Consider the following 21387-nt stretch of genomic DNA (forward strand, 5'->3'; position numbering starts at 1 on the left):
TTGCCATGCCCCACGCGATTCTTTATATGCCGCAGGGCTTATTTGACTGGCTGCTGTTTTGTCGGACAGAGGCCAGAACTGCTTTGATCTGTGTCAAGACAATAGCCCGATTTCTGTGACAATCGTTATTTGGCGGCTGGGTCATCAGGCCGCAGCAAGACGCTCTGCAGGCACGAGGTCAAAATGGCGTATAAATCTCTTCTCACCGTCATGACGGACACAAGCCCGAGCGATCCGGCCCTGGCCCAGATGGCGGCGCTGGCATCAGCACAGGACGCCCATATCGAGGCGCTCTGCCTGGGCGTCGACCGCAGCCAGACCGGATATTACTACGCGGGTGCCAACGCGCTGATTCTTCAGGAAACGCTGACCCGCGCCAATGCCGAAGCCGAGGAAATCCTGACCTACGCCAAAACCTATCTGGGCAAGACCGACACCCGCTGGTCCGCCGAAAGCGGCGTGGCTCAGATCTCGGATATCGGCCGCCACGTCGCCCATCGCGCGCGGTTCTCTGACCTTGTCATCCTGCCGCAACCCTACGGAGAGGATCGCGGCGCCGAGGCCGAACCCATCGTCGAAGCAGCGATGTTCGAAGGTCACGCGCCGGTTCTGATCACGCCGCAGAACGCCGCACCCTTCGCGCGGCCCGGCACGATCCTGATCGGCTGGAACGAAAGCGTCGAGGCCATGCGCGCCATTCGCCGCGCCATTCCCTTCCTGATCGAAGCCGATCTGGTGCGCATCGTCGTCATCGATCCGCCGCGCCACGGCCCCGATCGGTCGGACCCCGGAGGAATGCTGTCACAGATGCTGGCCCGCCACGGCGTAAAATGCGAGATCGACGTGCTGAGCAAAACCATGACACGCGTGTCGGACATCCTGAACCGGCACGCCGCAGACACCGAAGCGGACATGATCGTGATGGGCGCCTACGGCCATTCACGATTCCGCGAAGCCATTCTGGGTGGTGCGACGCGGAACATGCTGGAACAATCCTCGGTACCGGTATTCCTGACCCACTAGGCCAAATTGGATCGCAAAAGCCGCCCCTCGGGGGCGGTTTTTACTTTTTCACCAGCCCGATCAGGAACAGCAGGATCACTGCGCCGACAGTCGCGAAGAAGATGGAGGAGAAGACGCCGCCTCCGACAGCAAAACCCAGTGCCGGAAAGATCAATCCGGCAAGAAACGCTCCGACGACACCGACGATGATATTGCCGATCAGGCCAAAGCCGCGGCCTTCCATGATCTTGCCCGACAGCCACCCGGCGATTGCGCCGATGAACAGCATCGCCAGAATGCTACTGAATTCCATGCTTCGCTCCTGAGGATTGCGCAATTCAAGCCCAGTTAAGCACGGCGCGCAGTCTCAGTCACGCCGCAAGCGTGTCAGACCAGAAACCCGCCATCCGAGTCGTCGCCGGCCTCTTCCATCAGGCGGCCCATGTCGGGGATCGTGACGTGGCGCTTGCCTTCCAGCAAAATCACCTGATCCTTTTTCAGCGCCGAAATCTGCCGGCTGACCGTTTCCAGCGTCAGGCCGAGGTAATCCGCCATCGCCTCGCGGGTCAGGGGCAGGTCGAATATGATCGGGCCTGTATTACCTTTTTTGCTGATCGAGGCATCGCGGCGGGCGATGATCGACAACAGGCTGGCAATCTTCTCGCGCGCGGTCTTGCGCCCAAGCACCAGCATCCATTCACGGGCGGCGTCCAACTCGTCCAGTGTCATCTGCAGCAACCGGTGCGCGATGTGCGGAGTGGAGTTCATCAGTTCTTCGAAAGGTTTTTTGCGAAAGCAGCACATGACCAGATCAGTGGTTGCCTGAACGTCATAAGGCGCAGAATCACGTCCCGGCCGGCCAACGAAATCACTGGGCAGCAAGAGGCCGACCATTTGTGTCCGGCCATCCTCCATCGTCTGGGTCAGCGAGGCGATCCCCGACACGACCGAGCCGACAAAGTTCATCTGATCCCCGGACCAGATAATCGTCTGACCGGCTTCGAAACTGCGGTAATATTTAATATCTTCAAGCTCTTCCAGCTCGTTCGCATCGCAATGCGCGCACACTGCGCGATGCCGGATGGGGCAGTCTCCACAGTTCGTATGGTCGATCTTGAATATCGGTGTCATGCGCGTTTCCACTTGATCTCGGTCAATGCAACTTGGCGGCCCGTCCCCTAAACGTATCGCCATGATAGTAAAACCTCAATTGGCAAAGCTTGGACTATTTGACGCGAAAGTCCCGCGTTACACAAGCTACCCCACCGCCCCCCACTTCAGCAATGATGTGGGGTCAAGTCTTTATAGCGACTGGATTTCCGGCCTCAAGCCCGGAAGTTCCGTATCGCTGTATATCCATGTTCCCTTCTGCCGCAGGCTGTGCTGGTTCTGCGCGTGCCGCACGCAGGGCACGCAGACGGACAATCCGGTCATCGCCTATGTCGACGTGCTGAAGGCCGAGTTGGACCTGCTGGCCGAGCGTCTGCCCGAGGGGATCACCCTGTCGCGTCTGCATTGGGGCGGCGGCACGCCGACCCTGCTGAACCCGGATCTGATGCGCGATCTGGCAGCGCGGATTCTGGACGTGGTGCCGCTGGGACCGAACGCCGAGTTTTCGGTCGAGATCGATCCGAACGAGATCGACGAAGGCCGTCTGGACGCGCTGGCCGAGGCCGGTATGAACCGCGCCTCGATCGGGGTGCAGGATTTCGACGATGAGATTCAAAAGACCATCGGACGCATCCAAAGCTATGACACCACCCGCGAAGCGGTGGACATGATCCGTGCTCGCGGAATCAACAGCCTGAATGCCGACATCCTGTATGGCCTGCCCCATCAAACCAAAACCCGCATGACGGAGAGCGTGCAGAAACTGCTGTCGCTCAGCCCGGACCGGGTGGCGCTTTATGGCTATGCCCACGTACCGTGGATGGCCAAGCGGCAACAGCTGATTCCGTCGGACGCCCTGCCCACGCCCGAAGAGCGGCTGGACCTGTTCGACACCGCCCGCCGCCTGTTCATGTGGGACAATTATGCCGAAATCGGCATTGACCACTTTGCCACGCAGGACGACGGCCTGACCCATGCACTGAAAGCCGGGCGGCTGAAGCGGAACTTCCAGGGCTATACCGACGATCAGGCCGAGGTTCTGATCGGCGTCGGTGCCAGCTCGATCTCGCGCTTCCCGCAGGGCTATGCGCAGAATGCGCCCGCAACGTCTGCTCATACCAAGGCGATCCGCGAAGGGCGATTCTCGACCTCGCGCGGGCACCTGTTCAAAGGGCAGGACATCTTGCGTTCGCGGCTAATCGAGGCACTGATGTGCGACTTCCAGATCGACAGCGCCGAGATTCTGCGCGACCACGACATCACAGCCGCCGAGTTGCAGCGCATGTATCAGGATGCCAACAGCGCCTTTGACGGGTTGCTGCGCATCACCGAGGACGGGCTGTTCATCCCGCCCGAGGCGCGCCCGCTGACCCGCATGATCGCGCGCAGCTTTGACGCCTATGATCTAAGCAAAGCCGGCCACAGCTCAGCAATCTGACCCGTCAAGAGGTCAGGGCTTGACGCGGCGGGTCGGTTTTTCACACACTTGCAGGGCGGGCGAACGTCTCGCCCGCATCTGAGGCAGGCCGAGTAACAGACAATTGCGCCGACGCATTCGCGTGAGGCTACCTTTTTCGTGCAGTCGATCTGCAATTTGAAAGAGGGACAGCACCTATGCGCGTTTTCACCGTCCTCGGCCCCAGCCAATCGGGCAAAACAACCCTGGTCGAGGCCATCAGCCGCCTCGACGACCGGCCCACAACATTCGACGTTTCCGGAACCGTGCATTTGCACGGTTTTTCTTACTTGGACGAGCCCTGGTGCGCGATCGACGTGGATGGCGGCGGCGACAACCTCGCCTATGTCGGTCCGGCTATGGCAATCTCGGACGCCGCCGTGGTGGTTGTCCCGCCGGACCCGAACGCGGCCGTCCTGTGCGCCCCCTACCTCCGGCTGGTCGAAGAGGCGGGCATTCCCTGTTTCCTGTTCATCAACCGCATGGATCATCCCAATGGCCGCATCCGGGACATTATCGCGGCGTTGCAGACCTATTGCACCCACCACATCGCCCTGCGGCAGGTGCCGATCCGCGAGGGAGACACGATCATCGGCGCGGTCGATCTGATCTCGGAACGGGCGTGGAAATACCAGGAGGGGCAGCCCTCGGCCCTGATCGAACTGCCGCAATCGGTCGAGGACCGCGAACAGGAGGCCCGCACCGAGTTGCTGGAAACCCTGTCGGATTTCGACGACCATCTGTTGGAACAGCTGATCGAGGACAAGCAGCCCCCCAGCGACGAGGTCTATGATCTGGCCGCGCAGGTGCTGCAGAACCACCAGCTGATCCCGGCCTGTCTGGGCGCGGCCAGCCATGGCAACGGCCTGACCCGCCTGATGAAGGCACTTCGACATGAGGCACCAGAGTTCGACATCGCCGCCGACCGTGACGAAGCCGCCGAGAACGCCCGCGCCATTGCCGGGTTTGCAGATGTGAAAAAGCATATCGGCAAGATCGTCGTGCTGCGCGGATTGGGTGATGGCGTCAAAGCGCATGAGAATCTGGGCGGTGAAACCGTCGGCAACCTGACCACGCTGGACGCCAAGACACAGATCGCGGACCTGCCTGCCGGGCAAATCGGGCTGGCGGTCAAATCCGACCACCTGAACCCCGGCAACCTCTATGACAGTACCGAGGCGGCACCGCTGCCGGAATGGGCCTCGTCCCATCCCATTGCCTTCCGCCAAATCGTGTCCCCAGCGCATGAACGCGACGACGTGCGCCTGTCGAACGCCCTGACCCGTCTGGTCGAGATCGACCCCGGCCTGCACCTAGAGCAGGACGAACTGAGCGGCCACGCCATTCTGGGCTCGCAAGGGCCGCAGCACATGCGGCGCGTCACCGCCAAGCTGGCCGAGGATTTCGGCATCGAAATCGCGACCGAACAGGTTGAAACCGCCTATCGCGAAACCATCCGTGCGCCCGTCGAACATCGTCACCGTCACCGCAAGCAATCCGGTGGCGCGGGGCAGTTTGCCGATGTGGTGATCTCGGTCGCGCCAATGCCGCGCGGCGCAGGGTTCCAGTTCGAGGAAATCGTCAAGGGCGGTGCGGTGCCCAAGAACTATATTCCCTCGGTCGAACACGGCGCCAAAGACGCGCTGGCGCAAGGGCCTGAGGGTTTTCCGGTGGTCGATGTGAAGGTCACGCTCAGCGATGGCAAGCATCACAATGTGGACAGTTCGGATTACGCCTTCCGAACTGCGGGCAAGAACGCCGTGCGCGAGGCCTTGCCACAGGCCAAACCCGTGGTCCTGCAACCGATCCTGAACGCCGAGATCCACCTGCCCTCGGATTTCGTCGGCGATCTGGTTCCGACCATCAGTTCACTGCAGGGTCAGGTTCTGGGCTTTGAAGGCAATCCCAACGCCTCGGGCTGGGAGATTTTCAACGCCCAGCTTCCCGCCGTGGCCGAGGATGAGCTGCACCGCACCCTCGCCGGTGCCACGCGCGGCACCGGCTGGGTCAAGCTGAGCTTTGATCACTATGAAGAGCTGCGCGGGCCGGTGCCAAAATCGGCATCGCGTGAAACGGCTAACGCCTGAAGAAACGTGGCGGGCTGATCTCAGCCCGCCGCCGCAATCAACTCGCGGGTATAGTCTGTCTGGGCGTTTTCGAACAGATCCTCGGCCGTGCCCATCTCGACCACGTCACCGTTCCGCATCACGATGACCTGGTGGGACATGGCGCGCACGACCTTGAGGTCGTGGCTGATAAACAGGTATGCCAACCCGTATTTCCGCTGCAGATCACGCAGCAGGTCGACGATCTGCACCTGAACCGTCATGTCCAGCGCGCTGGTGGGTTCGTCCAGCACCAGCAATTTGGGCCGCAGCACCATGGCGCGCGCGATGGCGATGCGCTGGCGCTGCCCGCCTGAGAACTCATGCGGGTAGCGGTCCATCGCCGCCGGGTCGAGGCCCACTTCGGTCATCACCTCAGCGACCAGTTCACGCGGGGCGCGGTGTGGGTCGACGTTGTGGATCGCCAGCCCCTCAGCGATGATCTGCTGGCAGGTCATCCGCGGGCTGAGGCTGCCGAACGGGTCCTGAAACACGATCTGCATATCTTTGCGCAACCGCCGAAGCCGACGCGTGGACCAGCGGCGCACGTCCTGATCGCGGAAGGTGATCCCACCCTCGGACGCGATCAACCGCATGATCGCCAGCGCCAGCGTGGTCTTGCCCGAGCCGCTTTCGCCGACAATCCCCAGCGTTTCACCTGCGCGAACACTCAGCGTAGCGTCGTTGACGGCCTTCACATACCCGACCGTGCGCTTCAGAAATCCACGCTGGATCGGGAACCAGACCTTCAGGTGGTTCGTCCGGGCGACCTCTTCGGCCTCTGGCGCGACCGGGTCGGGATGGCCCGAGGGCTCGGCGCCAAGTAGTTTGCGCGTATAGGGGTGCTGCGGGTTGTCAAATATCTCGGCGGTGGCGCCGGTTTCGACGATCTCGCCGTCCTTCATCACGCAGACCCGGTCTGCGATGCGTCGCACGATGCCCAGATCATGAGTGATGAACAGCATCCCCATATTCTCGGATTTCTGCAGCTCGGCCAGCAATTCCAGAATCTGCGCCTGAATGGTCACATCCAGCGCGGTGGTGGGCTCGTCCGCGATCAGAACGTCCGGCTTGTTGGCCAGCGCCATTGCGATCATGACCCGCTGCCGCTGCCCGCCCGACAGCTGGTGCGGATAGCTGTCCAGCCGCTCGCGCGGATCACGGATGCCGACCTTGGTCAGCAGTTCGACAATGCGCTCCCGCGCCGCGTCGCCGGTCAGCCCCTGGTGCAGGGCCAGCGACTCGGCCATTTGCTTCTGGATCGTGTGCAGCGGGTTGAGCGAGGTCATCGGCTCTTGAAAGATGAAACTGATATCGTTGCCGCGCACATCCATCAGCTTATCCTGCGAGGCGCCGATCATCTCGTCGCCATCGTATTTGACGGAGCCTTCGACAATGGCGCTGTCGCCCAGCAAGGACACGGTGGACAGGGCGGTGACGGATTTGCCCGAACCGGACTCACCCACCAGAGCCACGGTTTCGCCCCGATCCACGGTGAAGGACACGCCTTTGACCGCCGCGCTGATCTGCCCGTCCTGCCGGAACGAGACCTTGAGGTTGTTCACTTCCAGCAGGCTCATGAGAAGGTCTTTCTGGGATCAAACGCATCGCGCACGCCTTCAAAGATGAAGACCAGCAGCGACAGCATGATGGCAAAGGTGAAGAACGCGGTGAAAGCCAGCCATGGCGCCTGCAGGTTCTGTTTCGCCTGCAGGGTCAGTTCCCCCAGCGACGGGGCCGAAGATGGCAGGCCGAAGCCGAGGAAATCCAATGAGGCCAGACCCGCGATGGTGCCAGTCACAATGAACGGCATGAAGGTCAGCGTCGCCACCATCGCGTTGGGCAACATGTGGCGGAACATGATGGTCATGTTGCCCACGCCCAACGCGCGTGCCGCGCGGACGTATTCAAGGTTCCGCGCCCGCAGGAACTCGGCCCGCACGACCCCAACCAATCCGGTCCAGCTGAACAGGATCATCAGGGCCACCAGCAGCCAGAAACTGCGCCCCAGAATGGCGAACATGATGATGATCACATAGAGCGACGGCGTGGCCGACCAGATTTCGATGATGCGTTGGAACACGAGGTCCAGCCAGCCGCCGAAAAAGCCCTGAATGGCCCCGGCGAAGATGCCGACGATACTGGCCGCACCCGTGACCATCAGTGTGAACAGAATCGACAGGCGGAAGCCGTAGATCACCCGCGCCAGCACATCACGTTTGGTATCATCCGTGCCCAGCAGGTTCTGCCCGTTGGGCGGCAGAGGCGCAGCCCCCGGACGATCCACGCTGGTGTTGAAGGAATAGGGGATCAGCGGCCAGATCGCCCAGCCGCGTTCGAACCCGTCAGCCTGATAGGTCCCGGCCTTGATCTCATCAATGATGCCTTCGGGATCGTCGAAACAGTCTTCGATCCCGCCGCTGTCGATCAGGCACTGCACCTCGGGGTCGCGATAGATCGCTTCGGTTTGGAAATCACCGCCGAACTCGGTTTCCGGGTAGAAGTTGAAGATCGGCGTGTAGAACTCACCCCGGTATTTCACCAGGATCGGTTTGTCATTGGCGATGAACTCGGCAAACAGCGACAGACCGAACAGCACCGAAAAAATGATCAGCGACCAGAACGCCCGGCCATTGCGGCGGAAGTTGCGCCAGCGGCGCTGGTTGAGTGGAGACAGCGCCATCTTACCCCTCCCGCTTTTCGAAATCGATGCGCGGGTCGACCAGCACATACATCAGGTCGCTGATGATGCCGACGACAAGGCTCATCAGACCGAAGATGAACAGCGTCCCAAAAATCACCGGATAATCCCGCGCCACGGCGGCCTCGAACCCCAGACGGCCCAGACCGTCCAGTGAGAAGATGGTCTCGATGATGATCGAGCCGCTGAAGAACACGCCGATGAACACGGCCGGAAAGCCCGCGATGACGATCAGCATGGCATTGCGGAAGACGTGGCCATACAGCACCTTGCCCTCACTCAGACCCTTGGCGCGTGCAGTCATGACGTATTGTTTCTTGATCTCGTCCAGAAACGAGTTCTTGGTCAGCAGGGTCAGTGTCGCAAAGGCCGATATCGTCAGGGCAATTACCGGCAGGGTAATGTGCCAGAAATAGTCGGCGATCTTACCAAACAGGCTGAGACTGTCCCAATTGTCCGAGGTCAGCCCCCGCAGCGGGAATATCTGCCAGTAGGAGCCACCTGCGAACAACACCAGCAGCAGGATCGCGAACAGAAAGCCGGGGATGGCATAGGCCACGATGATCATACCGCTGGTCCAGGTGTCGAAACGCGATCCATCCTTGACCGCCTTGCGAATGCCCAGCGGGATCGACACCAGATAGGCAATCAGGGTGGACCACAGACCCAGCGAGATCGACACCGGCATCTTTTCCAACACCAGATCAATCACGCTGATCGAGCGAAAATAACTCTCACCGAAATCCAGCGTCAGGTAATTACCCATCATGTCGAGGAACCGCTCAAGCGGCGGTTTGTCGAACCCGAACTCTTTCTCCAGCTCTTCGATGAACTCGGGTGGCAGGCCACGTGCACCAACATAGCGATCGTTGACGCCGCCGGATTGCTGCTCAATATCGCTGCCGCCGCCGGCGATGCCTTCAAACACGTCACCACCGCCCTCCATCTGGGCGATGATCTGTTCAATCGGACCGCCGGGGACAAACTGAACCAGCGTGAAGTTGACGATCATGATCCCAAGCAGGGTTGGAATGACCAGCAACAGGCGTCTTAGAATATATGCTCCCATGAGGGCGGATTACCTCAACGCACCCGAGGACTTCAACTCGGCTTCTTTCTCTGCATTGATCCACCACAGATCCTCGACACCCAGCTCGTAAGGCGGCAGGTTATCCGGGTGTTCATAAATATCCCAATACGCGACCCAGTGTTTGCCCAGATACCATGTCGGCACCATGATCCGCTTGGCCCGCAGGACACGATCCAGGGCACGGACATTGGCAAAAAGCTCTTCACTCTCCTCGGCTGACGCGATGTTGTCGATCAACGGCTCGATGTCCGGGCCATGCACGCCTGACGGGTTGAAGACCGAGTAAGACGCAGCCTCAGTTCCGAACTGCTGATACAACCCGGTCGAAGGCTGCAACGACTTCGGGTATCCGCCTACGATCATGTCAAAATCGCGGTCCCTGCGGCGCAGGGTGAACTGGGCGTTGTCCACCCGGTTATAGCTCGCATCGATTCCCATTGCCCGAAGGTTGGCGACAAAAGGCTGAATGAGCCTGTCCAGCGTCGGCTGGTCTGACAGAAATTCGATAGACAGCACTTTGCCCTTGTCGTTGCGACGAATGCCGTCGTCCCCAACCAGCCAGCCAGCTTCGTCCAGCAGCTTCATCGCCTTGCGCAGGTTGCGGCGGTCATTCTGGCGTGCGGGCTTGGATTCATGCGCCGAGACCGGTTCCTGGGTCAGGATTGCCGGGTCCAGCGCGTCGCCCAGTTCTTGCAGGACCTCAAGCTCGCGCCCTTCGGGCAGGCCGGTTGCCTCAAGATGCGTTCCTTCCCAGAACGAACTGCGCTGTTGGAACAACCCGTATTGCAGGCTTTCATTGGTCCATTCAAAGTTATAGGCCAACTGGACCGCCTCGCGCACGCGGGGGTCCTGGAACTTGGGGCGGTCAAGGTTCATGACAAAGCCCGACGCTGACGGGACGTTGCCATTTTCCAACTCGGCCCGAACCACATCGCCATTTGCAATCGCCGGGAAATCATAGGCCGTTGCCCAGCTTTTGGAGTTGTTTTCCTGCCGCAGCGTGAATGTGCCCGCCTTGAAACCCTCCATCGCAGCGATGGAATCGGCGAAATACTCGATGCGGATGGTGTCAAAGTTGTTGCGGCCCACGTTTACGTTGACGTCATCCCCCCAATAGTCGGGGTTGCGCTTGTAGACGATGCGCCGGTTGATGTCATAGCTGTCCAGAACATAAGGCCCCGAGCCGATGCCCGGATCAAGCCGCGACTTGTCCAGCCGCCGGTTTTCGGGGTCTGCCTCGAACCATTTCTTCGAGAAGATCGACGTGGCCCCAACTTGCGAAATCCGGCCCCGGCGCGGGAAGTCCGGCGAGAAATAGAACTTCACGCGATGGGTATCCAGCGCCTCGGCCTTGGGGATTCGCAAGCGAATTGCGTCGGCATAGGATTTCAGCCCCTGGTCCAGCAGCAGATTGTGGGAAAAGACGACATCCTCGGCCGTCACCGGCGTGCCGTCGGAAAACCGTGCCTCCGGCCGGATGTTGAAAATCACCCAATCATAGCTTTCAGGGTATTCTAGGCTTTCGGCCAGCAGGCCGTAATAGGATGCAGGTTCGTCATAAGACGGGACAAGCAGGCTTTCGTAGTGATCTGCAGACCGGGCACCTGCCCGGCCCTGCCGTGTATAGGGGTTGAAACTGTCAAACGTCCCCTGTGCGGCATAGGACAACTCTCCTCCGCGCGGCGCGTCCGGGTTCACATAATCGAAATGGGCAAAGCCTTCGGGGTATTTCAGATCTTTGAACTCAGAGAACCCGTAGCTTTTGATGATCTTTTCTTCGGCAAACAGCTGCGCCGTCGCCAACAGGACCAGAAACAGCCCCAGCATTGACGTATAAGCCCAACCCCTGAAATCCAATGCACGCGCCTGAACGGATACTCTGTTGGATCTCATCTTGCTCATCCCCTGCTTGGCCTCTGCCTTTAATCTTATGCGTGCCAGCTAAATGACCAGCACTGTCAGGTTCAAGTTTAGAATGCGTGAACGCTTTGTGAAGATGTCGTTAGGCAAAAATAAAGCCGCTGCGCGGGGCAGCGGCTTTGAAATTCAGTGCGGTTGATCACAGGATCAGTTGCCGATGGTCTGCAGATAAGCAATCAGATCGGCGCGGTCCTGCGGTTTTTTCAGGCCGGCAAAGCTCATGGAAGTGCCCGAGATATAGCTTTTCGGGTTCGTCAGGAATGCATCCAGTGCTTCCGGTGTCCAGTTGCCGCCATGGGCCTGCATCGAAGGCGAATAGCCGCCGAAGCCATTCGCCGAGGCGACCGGGCGATCCACGACGCCGTACAGGTAGGGGCCGGTTCCGTTGGCGCCATCTTCAAGCTTGTGGCAAGCCGAGCATTTGCGGAAGACGCGCGCGCCCTTTTCCGCATCGGCGGCGGCCAGCATGTCTTCGAATACCACCTCTTCGCCGTCGGCGCTTTCACCCGCGCTTTCGGTTTCGATGATATAAGAGGCCGTCTCGCCATGCCCATCGGCATGGTACAGCGCCTCGGCGCCCCATTTTGCCAGAAGCAGCACCAGGAAGGTGCCAAACAGGCCTGCGGCGGCCTTGGTAACTGTCATCGTGTCGAACATTGATCGCGTGTCCATTTCAGCTGTCTGCGGGGTGTCTAAGGGTTCCCCTCGCAAGAGGCAAGGTATAGACACCGCGACTAAACGCCCAATTCTGGAACTTGTTGCACGGAATCGATCAAATGACCAATCGTATCGCATTTCAGGGGGAACCCGGTGCCTATAGCCACGAGGCCTGCCGCAATGCGCGCCCCGATATGGAGGCCCTGCCCTGCCGCACGTTCGAAGATGTGATCGAATCGGTTCGGTCCGGCGACGCCGATCTGGCGATGCTGCCGGTCGAGAACACCACCTATGGCCGGGTGGCCGATATTCACCGCCTTCTGCCGCACAGCGGGCTGCATATCATCGATGAGGCCTTCGTGCGCGTGCACATCAATCTGCTGGCGGTACCCGGCGCGACTCTGACCGATGTCACCGAGGCGCATTCGCATCTGGTCCTGCTGCCGCAATGCGCCGGGTTTCTGAAGGAACACAACATCCGCGGACGCGTCAGCCCCGACAACGCCCGCGCAGCGCGTGAGGTCTCGGAACAGGGCGATCTGCATTCGGCGGCACTGGCCAGCGAATTGGCCGGGGAAATCTACGGTTTGAACGTTCTGGCCCGCCACATCGAGGACCACGACAACAACACCACCCGTTTCTTGATCATGTCCCCAGAGGCGGACCAATCCCGGCGCGGACCGCACGGCATGATCACCAGTTTCGTCTTTCAGGTGCGAAACATCCCGGCGGCGCTGTACAAGGCGATGGGGGGCTTTGCCACCAACGGCATCAACATGACCAAGCTGGAAAGCTACATGGTCGACGGGTCATTCACCGCGACTCAGTTCTATGCCGATATCGTCGGCCATCCGGACGACCGCAACGTGCAACTGGCCATGGAAGAGCTGGAGCACTTCACCACCAATGTCGAAGTGCTGGGCGTCTACCCGGCCGCGCAGCCGCGCGGGTAAGCCAGCAGGCTCAATCGACGGTATAGGATTTGCACACGGCGCCGTGGTGCGACCTGTAATCAACAAAGCCCATGGCTGAGTAATAAGCCAAACCTTCGGCGTTGTTGCGCGAAATAGTCGCGTCAATCGCAGCCAGTTCCCGCGCTTTCGCAGCCTCCAATGTTACACGAAACAAAGCCCGCCCCATGCCCTGACGTGCGGCCGAGGGGCGGATATGCGTGCCAATAACGCCCCAGCCCACCGGCGCACCGTAGGGGTTGCCTTCGACCGCAATCTTTATGGATTGGAACCCCAGAACGCAGCCGCCCCGAACCGCCACGGTACACCGCAGCTGATCCGGGTGGGTCAGGTAGTTCGCGGTCGCAAAACTCAAATCACTGGGCCTGCTGCGCTTGCCGGCGGCCGCGATCTCTTGCAAAACCTCGGAAATTCCTTCGGCATCGTCCAGCCCTGCTTGCCGGATAATCAGATCACCCATTGCTCGCCCCCTCAGGTGCCATGTAGGTAGCGTTCTTCGATTTCACGAGCGAATTCGTTCAGGCGCAGCTGAAACTGCCGCCGGAACCGCGCCTGACCCAGCCTCAGCGATTGCAGCAACAGCCGCGCGGGCAGAGATCGGGCGGCAAGCGACATGTCGACGCTCAGGCGGGTGCGGCGCTGCGACAAGGCCAGGAATTCAATGATCGTCACCCCGTTCATGCCTTTGCTGATAGCGTCGAACCGTAACAGAGACGGCGGGTCGCACTCGGCCATCTCGATTGCAATTTGGCGGGGCTTTCCGCGCAGCTGGAACTCGGTTTCCCATTGCGTGCCCGGCACCACGCCCATATGGCCCGACAGGCGCCGCACTTCGATCCCGCGACGCATGGCCATGCGCTCGAACCGCTCAAAATCGGCGACCATTTCGAATACCGCGTTGATGGGGGCGTCGATGTCTTCGCGCGCTGTAAACTGCATGACGTTTCGTGGTTCTCTTCGCTATAGGCTCAGTATCTGTCAGTCCAGCGTATCCGCAAGCCAGTTTTGCAGCAGGAAATGTGCAATAGCCCCCTTGCGGGCTGGCAACAGCCTCGGATGCTCTCCGGCAAAGGCCTGCATCATCTCGGGCTTGCTGACCCACATTGCATCCTCGATTTCCACCGGATCGATGGTGATCTCACGCGACAGCGCCTCACCTGCGCAGCCGAACATCAGTGAGGCCGGAAACGGCCAGGGCTGGCTGGACAGATAGCTGACCGCACCGACCGGTACCCCGGCCTCTTCCATCACCTCGCGCCGGACCGCAGCCTCAAGCGTTTCTCCGGGTTCGACAAAACCGGCCAGCAGCGAATACATCCCCTCGGGCCAGCCCGGAGACCGCCCCATCAGCACCGAATCCCCATGCGTGATCAACATGATGACCACAGGGTCGGTGCGCGGGAAATGCTGCCCGCCGCAGGACGGGCAACTGCGCTGCCACCCGGCCTGTGTGATTTCGCTGGCGACGCCGCAGCGGGCGCAAAACCGATGGGTTTCATGCCAACCGATCACTGCCTTGGCCGCCGCGGCCAATTCCGCATCGCGGGTGGACAGGCGGGTCATGATCCGGCGCAGTTCAGCAAAGACATGGCCTTGCGGCAGGTCCGGATGCTGTTGCTCGGTCCGATCGACAAACGCCCCCAACTGCGACATGTCCAAACCTTCGGGGGACCAGTTCGAGATATCGAGTGCAAAAACCGGCGATCCGTCCGAGACGCCCAGAAACACCGGTTCCTCAACGCTGCCGCCCGGCCCGTTTGCGACCAGATCATGGGTCATCGGGATCAGGCCCAGCCGATCCAGCGCCTCGCCCTGAACCAGCGGTTTGCCACGCCAAAGCAGCATGCAGGACGCTTGCGGATGGGCGCGCATCTGTGCCAGCTGTTCCGCATCCCCCCGGATATGGGCCGCACGCTCCAGGCCCGAGCCGCCAAACGTCACAAGTTCCGCGTGTTTCATGAGTGTTCCTTTGGGTCTTTGGCACAGGGCTGCCACGGCTGCAGCAGCGTTGCAATGGCAATTCCAAACACCCGGAAACCGAAGGCCGTCAAATGATCGCAGTCACGCGTTATATGTTGCACCTATTATACTTTTTGGGGAAAATGCTTAACATATAACTGCCAAAAGTAGAAATTTGTCACGCTCCATTCCTCTGCCAAGCCCTGCATTGAAGATACGGATTTTGGCGACATCCGATCTGCATATGAACCTGAGCGGCTTCGACTATTACTCGGACGCCCCGGAACCCACGATCGGGCTCACACGGACCGCCAGCCTGATCCGGGCCGCGCGGTATGAGGCGATGGCGGCTGGCGCGTTGGTTCTGTTGTTCGACAACGGAGATTCGCTACAGGGCACTCCGATCGGGGACTGGGCTGCGGAACCGGCCAATGCGCCGCATATCCTGATGCGGGCCTTTGGTGATCTGGCCTATGACGCCATCGGGCTAGGCAATCATGATTTCAGCTTTGGGCTGGAGGTTCTGGATCGCGTTCTGGCTGATGCCCCCTGCCCGGTGGTATGCAGCAGCGTGCACCGGAAGGACGCCGATCCTCTGTGGCAAAGCCATGCCATCCTGACGCGCACGGCCCAGTGCCAGGGCCAGCAGGTTGCGCTGAAGATCGGCCTGTTTTCGGTACTTCCCCCACAAACCGCAAAATGGGAGGCCCATCGGCTAAAGGACCGGGTCACTCTGGACGACATCCTGACCTGCGCCCGCTCCAAGGTGCGGGACTTGCAGGCAGAGGGTTGCGATCTGATCCTTGCGCTGGCGCATACCGGGCTGGGGTCGCCCATAGCGGAACCCGATATGGAAAACGCTGTCATCCCGATGGCCGCCATCAATGGCATCGACGCCGTGATCGCCGGGCATTCCCACCTGACGCTGCCCGGCCCCGCGCATGAGGGGTTGGATCATGTCGATGCAGTCCAAGGGCGGGTTCACGGAAAACCGGTGGTCATGCCGGGTCCGGCCGGATCAAATCTGGGGGTGATTGATCTGAAGCTGCACAGGATCAAGGACGGCGGGTGGGTGATTCAGGACCACAGCACCGAATTGCGCCCGATCTACCCGGCGGTGCCTGACAGCGAGGCCCAGCCCGTTGAAGAAGATCCCGATTTGCTGCGCCTCTTCGCCAAGGGTCATTCGGAAACACGCCGTCACACGGCGCAGCCGGTGGGCCGGACCGACCAGCATCTGCACAGTTATTTCAGCTTTTGCGCCCCGGACAGAGGGCTTGCATTGGCCGCAGCGGCGCAGGCGGCGGCCCTGCGCCCCTACCTGCAAGGGACACCCTTTGCGGAACTGCCGCTTCTATCTGCAGTGGCACCTTCGAAATTCGGAGGACGCGCCGGGCCGCGGTTTTTCACGGATGTGCCACCGGGGCAGGTTTTCCTGCGCCACATTAACGACCTGTATGTCTTTCCCAACGAATTGCAGGCCGTTGTCGTCAACGGAGCGCAGATTGGCGACTGGCTGGAAATGTCGGCAGGTTTGTTCAATCAGATCGAACCCGGCCGCGAAACCGATCTGGTCGACCCCAGCCGCGCCGGGCATAATTTCGATGTTCTGCAGGGGCTGAGCTGTCAGATCGACCTGTCGCACCCATCGCGCTTTGACGCCGCCGGTCGCCTGACCGACCCCGCGCATCGCCGGATTCACGACATCCAGTTCGAAGGGCGCCCCGTGACCCCGGACCAGCGCTTTGTCGTGGCGCTGAACAATTACCGCGTCAATGGAGGGGGGCATTTCCCCTTTGTCGACCGGGCCGAACCGATTCCGGTGCCGGCTCAACCCGTCCAGCGCATCCTGCAAGATTATTTCTCGGGCGCCCTGCCGCGCGACCCGCTGGAACACGCGCCCCGCGCCTTTCGGTTTGCGCCATTATCCGGGGCGACAACCTTGCTCCGGACCGGCCCAAAGGCCCACGATCACATTGCCGAGCTTGAGAAATACAGCCCACAGTTACTCGGAGAAGACGAAGAAGGCTTTTTGCTGATCCGTTTGACGCTCTGACGGGTTGTCTTTTCCACGCCCGTTGCCTATATCGACCGATGAGAGGTTGGCGCGGGCGAGCGCCTCGCCAACCTGGTCAGGTCCGGAAGGAAGCAGCCACAACGAGCCCCGCTTGGGTCGATGTCCAACCTCTCACTTCTTCCTCACAGAGAATGCAAAACGCCGGACCCGGCAGTATCATGCGATCAGCCGGGGCCAGAGGGCAGCGTTGCGGCGGGCGAAAGCTCCGATATGGCCCACTTCGGACAGGCCGAATTCAGCAGGTGACAACAGATGGCGGCGCGCGTGCGGCCCGTACAGATCGGCCAGCCGCCACACCGCGTTCGGCGGCACCACATCGTCATCCTCGAAGGTGAACAGATCCACAGGCGTCTCCGACTGCGCCCAACGCGCCTCGGGCAGAGTGATCCCGATCTCGGGCAGGTAGTTGCGCGGCGCGGTGCACCACCGCCGCCACTGCCAATAGACGCTTGCCGGCAGATCGGCCCCGAATCCCAGCGCCTTGCCCGGAAGATAGCCCAGAGCTTTCACCGCCAGCGGCGCGTGGCCGTACCAGAACAGCAATGCCAGCGCCCGGTAGGGCCAGGGATGGTCCGACACCGTCACCGGGCCAGAGCAAACACAGATCATGCGGTCGATCTGATCGATATCGGGTTGTATTGGCCCCAGCATCCCGCCGACGGAATGCCCGATGCTCCACTGCTGCGCGTCAGGGAACCTGCGTCGCATTTCAGCCCGGGCAGCTGGCATGTCGATCAGGGCCCAATCGGCCATCTTGACCCGCGATGCCTTCAGCGGCCCGGTCAGCGAATGGCCGAAATCACTGTAATCATAAGTTAGACAGGCCATCCCCTGCGCCTCGGCCAGCCAGCGGGCAAAGTGCTGATAGTAATCCCTCGGCACGCCCGTTGCGCCATGAATGACCACCGCCACCCGAGGCGCCGATGCCGGCATATACAGACGTGCGGATAAGGTGCCCGCGCATGATGGAAACTGGAAATCCTCGGTCGAAACAGTCTGTGTTGCGTCCAGCATGGTGCGGCCTCCGGGATTTTTGAACCGATTGGTTCACTTTCTCCAGTCCGCCGTGTTTCCGTCCGCAAGTCAACTATGACCATACGTCCACCTGGCCACGCAAATTGCCCGCTTGACTCGGGTCGCCCGCACCCGTTAGCGATGGCTTGATGGTTCTCGACCCCGATCTCGGGGCGGGATGAAAAGGGAACACGGTGCGGTTCTGCCCGGTGATGCCGGAACGAACCAAGGCCGCGACTGCCCCCGCAACTGTAAGCGGTGAGCAATGCCGAAACACCACTGGCCGAAAGGCTGGGAAGGTCGGCAAAGCGATGACCCGCAAGTCAGGAGACCTGCCATCGAAGCAAAACCGAAACTCGGGCGGGGTGTCCGGGCAGGTCGTCAGCACGCTGTCACACCTGATCTACGCCCCCGTCCTGCGCGCGGAGGGCGCATCATGATCTGGAAGACGAAGACACATCAATTCACCGCAACCGTGTGCCAGAAAACCGGCAAGACCTGCCCGGCCCTGGCACAGATGGCCCGCGCCGTCGTGCAGGCGATGGAGGCCGCTGCACCGGCGACCACCCCGGATTTCGAAGTTGAGGGCAGCAGCGAACTGGCCCATTGCGCTCAGGGCTGTTTCGCACGGTTTCGTGCACAGGCGGAACAGATTCGCGTGTTTTGCGGGACCGATGCCGACACCGCGATCGAAACGCTGGACGACTATGCAGATATGATGTTCTGCCTTGAATTCACCACACGCCCGGCCAAGCTGTTGCCGACACCGCCCTGCGCGATGCTCGAGGCCTCGGTCATTGCGCAAAGCCCGGTCGTGCGGCCGGAACGGCACGCGGCGCTCTGAACTAGTGGTAAGGCCGGGTGCTGGCCGCCTGTGCGGCCCAGTCCAACTGGCCGTCAGTCTCAACGGCGCAGGGCCGTACGGCGCGCAGGCGTTTCAGCGCTGCCTCGGGGCGTTCGCCGTGTTCGACCATAAGGCGCAGGACGATCATCCCGGACCGCCCGCAGCCACCCCGGCAATGTGCCAACACGCGCCCTCCGCGGGCCAGAACCTGTGCCGCCGCCGCGCTGACCTCAGGCCATGCGGCCTGCACCTCAGGCGGCGGCGCACCAAAATCCGTGACCGGCAGATGCGCCCAGCCGATTGCCGCGGCGCGCAGGTCGTCGCCGAATCCGGCGGCCCCCTCCTGCAGCATTTCACCCTCGGTAGTCATGGAAATCACCAGATCGGGCTGCCAGTCGCGGATGATGTGAAAATCCTGCCGATAGTTGCCCGCTCGCCCTGGCAATGGCGACAGAGCAACCGTGCCGTTGCCCACCTGCACGGCGTGAATTGCGAACAGTCTCAAGTGATAACCCTCCTGCCTATGCGTCTATGGTACATAAACTGCGACGCAAACGGAAATTCGCCAAGCGGGATGTGGACGCGGGCGGCGGGGGTCTCTACGCTGCATCGGAACCCGAATCCGACAGAGCAGACATGACCGACACGCCCAGCCCCGCCTATCAGGTTCTTGCCCGCAAATACCGCCCGGAAACCTTTGCCGACCTTGTGGGTCAGGACGCCATGGTGCGCACGCTGAAAAACGCGTTCGAGGCCGACCGGATCGCGCAGGCCTTCATCATGACCGGCATTCGCGGCACCGGCAAAACCACCACGGCGCGGATCATCGCCAAGGGCATGAACTGCATCGGCCCCGATGGCGAAGGCAAGCCGACCACGGAACCCTGCGGCCAGTGCGAGCATTGCGTGGCCATCATGGAGGGCCGCCACGTCGACGTGATGGAGATGGACGCCGCCAGCCGCACCGGTGTCAACGATATTCGCGAGATCATCGACAGCGTCCGCTATCGCGCGGCTAGTGCGCGCTACAAGATCTACATCATCGACGAGGTTCACATGCTCTCGACCAGCGCCTTCAACGCGCTGCTCAAGACGCTTGAGGAACCGCCCGAGCATGTGAAGTTCATCTTTGCCACAACCGAGATTCGCAAAGTACCGGTGACGGTGCTGTCACGCTGTCAGCGCTTTGACCTGCGCCGGATTGAGCCCGAGGATATGATCGGCCTGCTCAGCAAGATCGCAGCGGCCGAAAATGCCCAGATCGCCGACGACGCGCTTGCGCTGATCACCCGCGCCGCCGAAGGGTCGGCACGGGATGCGACCTCTCTGCTGGATCAGGCGATCTCGCACGGGGCCGGAGAAACCAGTGCCGATCAGGTGCGCGCGATGCTGGGTCTGGCCGATCGCGGCCGGGTGCTGGACCTGATGGACATGATCCTGCGCGGCGACGCGGCGGGCGCCCTGACCGAACTGAGCGCGCAATATGCCGAGGGCGCCGACCCGCTGGCCGTGCTGCGCGACCTCGCCGAGATCACCCATTGGGTCTCGGTCGTAAAGATCACCCCGGATGCCGCCGAAGACCCGACCGTTTCGCCAGACGAACGCGCCCGCGGCGTGCAGATGGCCGAGGCCCTGCCGATGCGGGTTCTGACCCGGATGTGGCAGATGCTGCTGAAAGCGCTGGAAGAGGTCTCGGCCGCGCCAAACGCCATGATGGCCGCCGAAATGGCAGTGATCCGTCTGACCCATGTGGCCGACCTGCCCAGCCCAGAGGAACTGATCAAACGGTTGCAGGACGCACCGCCGCCGCCACCAAACGGAGGCCCCGGCGGCGGCATGGCCGTGCCGTCCCCTGCGCCTGCTCATGCTACGTATACCTCAACCGCGCGCGGTCCGGCCGGAACACCCACAGCCGCGCTGGCTCAAGAAACCCAGGCAGCCCTTGCGCGGTATCCCAGCTTTGACCATGTCGTCGAACTGATCCGAACGAACCGCGACGTGAAACTGCTGGTCGAGGTTGAGAATGGCGTGCGCCTCGTGTCCTATTCGCCCGGTCGGATCGAGTTCACACCAACGGACAACGCACCGACGGATCTGTCCCAAAGGCTCGGCACGGCGCTGCAACGATGGACCGGAAACCGCTGGGCGGTGTCAATCGTCGCCGACGGAGATGCCGCAACCATCGCCGAAGTGCGGGACGCAGCCGATTTGGCATTGAAAGCTCAGGCCGAGCAACATCCTCTGGTTCAGGCTGTGCTCATGCAGTTTCCCAAAGCCCGGATAAAAAGCATCGAAACCCCTGAGCAGCGGGCCGCGAAAGTCGAAACCGAAGCCCTGCCCGAGGTCGAAGACGAGTGGGATCCGTTCGAAGAGGACTAACGCAAACCTTCTCCGAAATTCTCCCGCGCCCGCCACGGCCCATCGGCTGTCGCCGATATCCCTGAGCGGCCTTGGGCCCGGCAGCGCGGGCTTTGCCCGCGC

Annotated in this window: 20 protein-coding genes, 1 other RNA gene and 1 riboswitch; of the genes, 9 read left to right on the top strand and 12 right to left on the bottom strand. The window is 61.3% G+C overall.

Annotation, left to right across the window (positions count from 1 at the left end):
• Nucleotides 1-183 precede the first annotated feature (183 nt).
• The gene (locus ACR0DO_RS18235) at nt 184-1023 is read left to right on the top strand and encodes a universal stress protein (protein WP_170446903.1); all 840 of its coding nucleotides are present in this window, start codon (nt 184-186) and stop codon (nt 1021-1023) included.
• Nucleotides 1024-1063: 40 nt separating this feature from the next.
• Here the strand turns inward: ACR0DO_RS18235 and ACR0DO_RS18240 are convergent, their stop codons facing one another.
• Nucleotides 1064-1315 (bottom strand): GlsB/YeaQ/YmgE family stress response membrane protein, encoded by a 252-nt coding sequence (locus tag ACR0DO_RS18240; RefSeq protein ID WP_170673247.1) that lies wholly within the window; start codon nt 1313-1315, stop codon nt 1064-1066.
• A gap of 74 nt (nt 1316-1389) precedes the next feature.
• Nucleotides 1390-2133, bottom strand: a complete 744-nt coding sequence (gene fnrL / locus ACR0DO_RS18245) for a transcriptional regulator FnrL (protein WP_170446908.1) — start codon at nt 2131-2133, stop codon at nt 1390-1392.
• Nucleotides 2134-2194: 61 nt separating this feature from the next.
• On the opposite strand from fnrL, the gene hemN reads away from it, so the two are divergent.
• Nucleotides 2195-3550 carry an oxygen-independent coproporphyrinogen III oxidase gene (hemN, locus tag ACR0DO_RS18250; RefSeq protein WP_480560917.1) on the top strand — a complete coding sequence of 452 codons (1356 nt, stop codon included), beginning with the start codon at nt 2195-2197 and terminating at the stop codon, nt 3548-3550.
• A 176-nt stretch (nt 3551-3726) separates the two neighbouring features.
• A complete protein-coding gene (locus ACR0DO_RS18255; RefSeq protein WP_480560918.1) occupies nt 3727-5655 on the top strand; it encodes an elongation factor G in 1929 nt (642 codons plus the stop codon).
• 20 nt (nt 5656-5675) lie between these two features.
• Here the strand turns inward: ACR0DO_RS18255 and ACR0DO_RS18260 are convergent, their stop codons facing one another.
• From ACR0DO_RS18260 to ACR0DO_RS18280, 5 genes are all read right to left on the bottom strand, one after another.
• A complete protein-coding gene (locus ACR0DO_RS18260) occupies nt 5676-7253 on the bottom strand; it encodes an ABC transporter ATP-binding protein (protein WP_480560919.1) in 1578 nt (525 codons plus the stop codon).
• On the bottom strand, nt 7250-8356 hold the full coding sequence (locus tag ACR0DO_RS18265) for an ABC transporter permease (RefSeq protein WP_480560920.1): 1107 nt from the start codon (nt 8354-8356) through the stop codon (nt 7250-7252). The genes ACR0DO_RS18260 and ACR0DO_RS18265 overlap by 4 nt, the downstream gene beginning before the upstream one ends.
• 1 nt (nt 8357) lies before the next feature.
• A complete protein-coding gene (locus ACR0DO_RS18270; protein WP_480560921.1) occupies nt 8358-9443 on the bottom strand; it encodes a microcin C ABC transporter permease YejB in 1086 nt (361 codons plus the stop codon).
• A gap of 9 nt (nt 9444-9452) precedes the next feature.
• Nucleotides 9453-11357 (bottom strand): extracellular solute-binding protein, encoded by a 1905-nt coding sequence (locus tag ACR0DO_RS18275; RefSeq protein ID WP_480560922.1) that lies wholly within the window; start codon nt 11355-11357, stop codon nt 9453-9455.
• 174 nt (nt 11358-11531) lie between these two features.
• A complete protein-coding gene (locus ACR0DO_RS18280) occupies nt 11532-12041 on the bottom strand; it encodes a c-type cytochrome (protein ID WP_170447208.1) in 510 nt (169 codons plus the stop codon).
• Nucleotides 12042-12160: 119 nt separating this feature from the next.
• Here ACR0DO_RS18280 and ACR0DO_RS18285 point away from each other — a divergent pair, with 119 nt between their 5' ends.
• Nucleotides 12161-12994, top strand: a complete 834-nt coding sequence (locus ACR0DO_RS18285) for a prephenate dehydratase (protein ID WP_170673234.1) — start codon at nt 12161-12163, stop codon at nt 12992-12994.
• Nucleotides 12995-13004: 10 nt separating this feature from the next.
• Here ACR0DO_RS18285 and ACR0DO_RS18290 read toward each other — a convergent pair whose 3' ends face one another.
• From ACR0DO_RS18290 to nudC, 3 genes are read right to left on the bottom strand one after another with little or no spacing between them, the layout of a single operon-like run.
• Complete coding sequence (locus ACR0DO_RS18290; protein WP_480560923.1) at nt 13005-13472, bottom strand: N-acetyltransferase family protein; 468 nt, start codon at nt 13470-13472, stop codon at nt 13005-13007.
• 11 nt (nt 13473-13483) lie between these two features.
• Nucleotides 13484-13951, bottom strand: a complete 468-nt coding sequence (locus ACR0DO_RS18295) for an SRPBCC family protein (protein ID WP_480560924.1) — start codon at nt 13949-13951, stop codon at nt 13484-13486.
• Between the two features lie 39 nt (nt 13952-13990).
• Nucleotides 13991-14971, bottom strand: a complete 981-nt coding sequence (nudC, locus tag ACR0DO_RS18300) for an NAD(+) diphosphatase (protein WP_480560925.1) — start codon at nt 14969-14971, stop codon at nt 13991-13993.
• A 208-nt stretch (nt 14972-15179) separates the two neighbouring features.
• Here nudC and ACR0DO_RS18305 point away from each other — a divergent pair, with 208 nt between their 5' ends.
• Together ACR0DO_RS18305 and ffs are read left to right on the top strand one after the other, a co-directional pair.
• Nucleotides 15180-17027, top strand: coding sequence for a bifunctional 2',3'-cyclic-nucleotide 2'-phosphodiesterase/3'-nucleotidase (locus ACR0DO_RS18305; RefSeq protein ID WP_480560926.1), 1848 nt, complete (start codon nt 15180-15182; stop codon nt 17025-17027).
• Nucleotides 17028-17066: 39 nt separating this feature from the next.
• Nucleotides 17067-17165: signal recognition particle sRNA small type (ffs, locus tag ACR0DO_RS18310), an RNA gene on the top strand.
• 39 nt (nt 17166-17204) lie between these two features.
• Here the strand turns inward: ffs and ACR0DO_RS18315 are convergent.
• Entirely contained in the window at nt 17205-18062 is an 858-nt protein-coding gene (locus tag ACR0DO_RS18315; RefSeq protein WP_480560927.1) for an alpha/beta hydrolase family protein, read from the bottom strand.
• 133 nt (nt 18063-18195) lie between these two features.
• A riboswitch (cobalamin riboswitch) is annotated at nt 18196-18416 on the top strand.
• On the opposite strand from ACR0DO_RS18315, the gene ACR0DO_RS18320 reads away from it, so the two are divergent.
• A complete protein-coding gene (locus ACR0DO_RS18320) occupies nt 18374-18502 on the top strand; it encodes a hypothetical protein (RefSeq protein WP_480560928.1) in 129 nt (42 codons plus the stop codon). Its footprint overlaps the riboswitch before it by 43 nt.
• The gene (locus ACR0DO_RS18325) at nt 18499-18906 is read left to right on the top strand and encodes a hypothetical protein (RefSeq protein WP_480560929.1); all 408 of its coding nucleotides are present in this window, start codon (nt 18499-18501) and stop codon (nt 18904-18906) included. Before ACR0DO_RS18320 ends, ACR0DO_RS18325 begins: the two co-directional genes overlap by 4 nt.
• A 1-nt stretch (nt 18907) precedes the next feature.
• Here ACR0DO_RS18325 and ACR0DO_RS18330 read toward each other — a convergent pair whose 3' ends face one another.
• Nucleotides 18908-19411 (bottom strand): protein-tyrosine phosphatase family protein, encoded by a 504-nt coding sequence (locus tag ACR0DO_RS18330; RefSeq protein ID WP_480560930.1) that lies wholly within the window; start codon nt 19409-19411, stop codon nt 18908-18910.
• A gap of 26 nt (nt 19412-19437) precedes the next feature.
• On the opposite strand from ACR0DO_RS18330, the gene ACR0DO_RS18335 reads away from it, so the two are divergent.
• Nucleotides 19438-21285, top strand: a complete 1848-nt coding sequence (locus ACR0DO_RS18335; protein ID WP_480560931.1) for a DNA polymerase III subunit gamma/tau — start codon at nt 19438-19440, stop codon at nt 21283-21285.
• Nucleotides 21286-21387: the final 102 nt, after the last annotated feature.

Source organism: Ruegeria sp. AM9 (assembly GCF_056540565.1).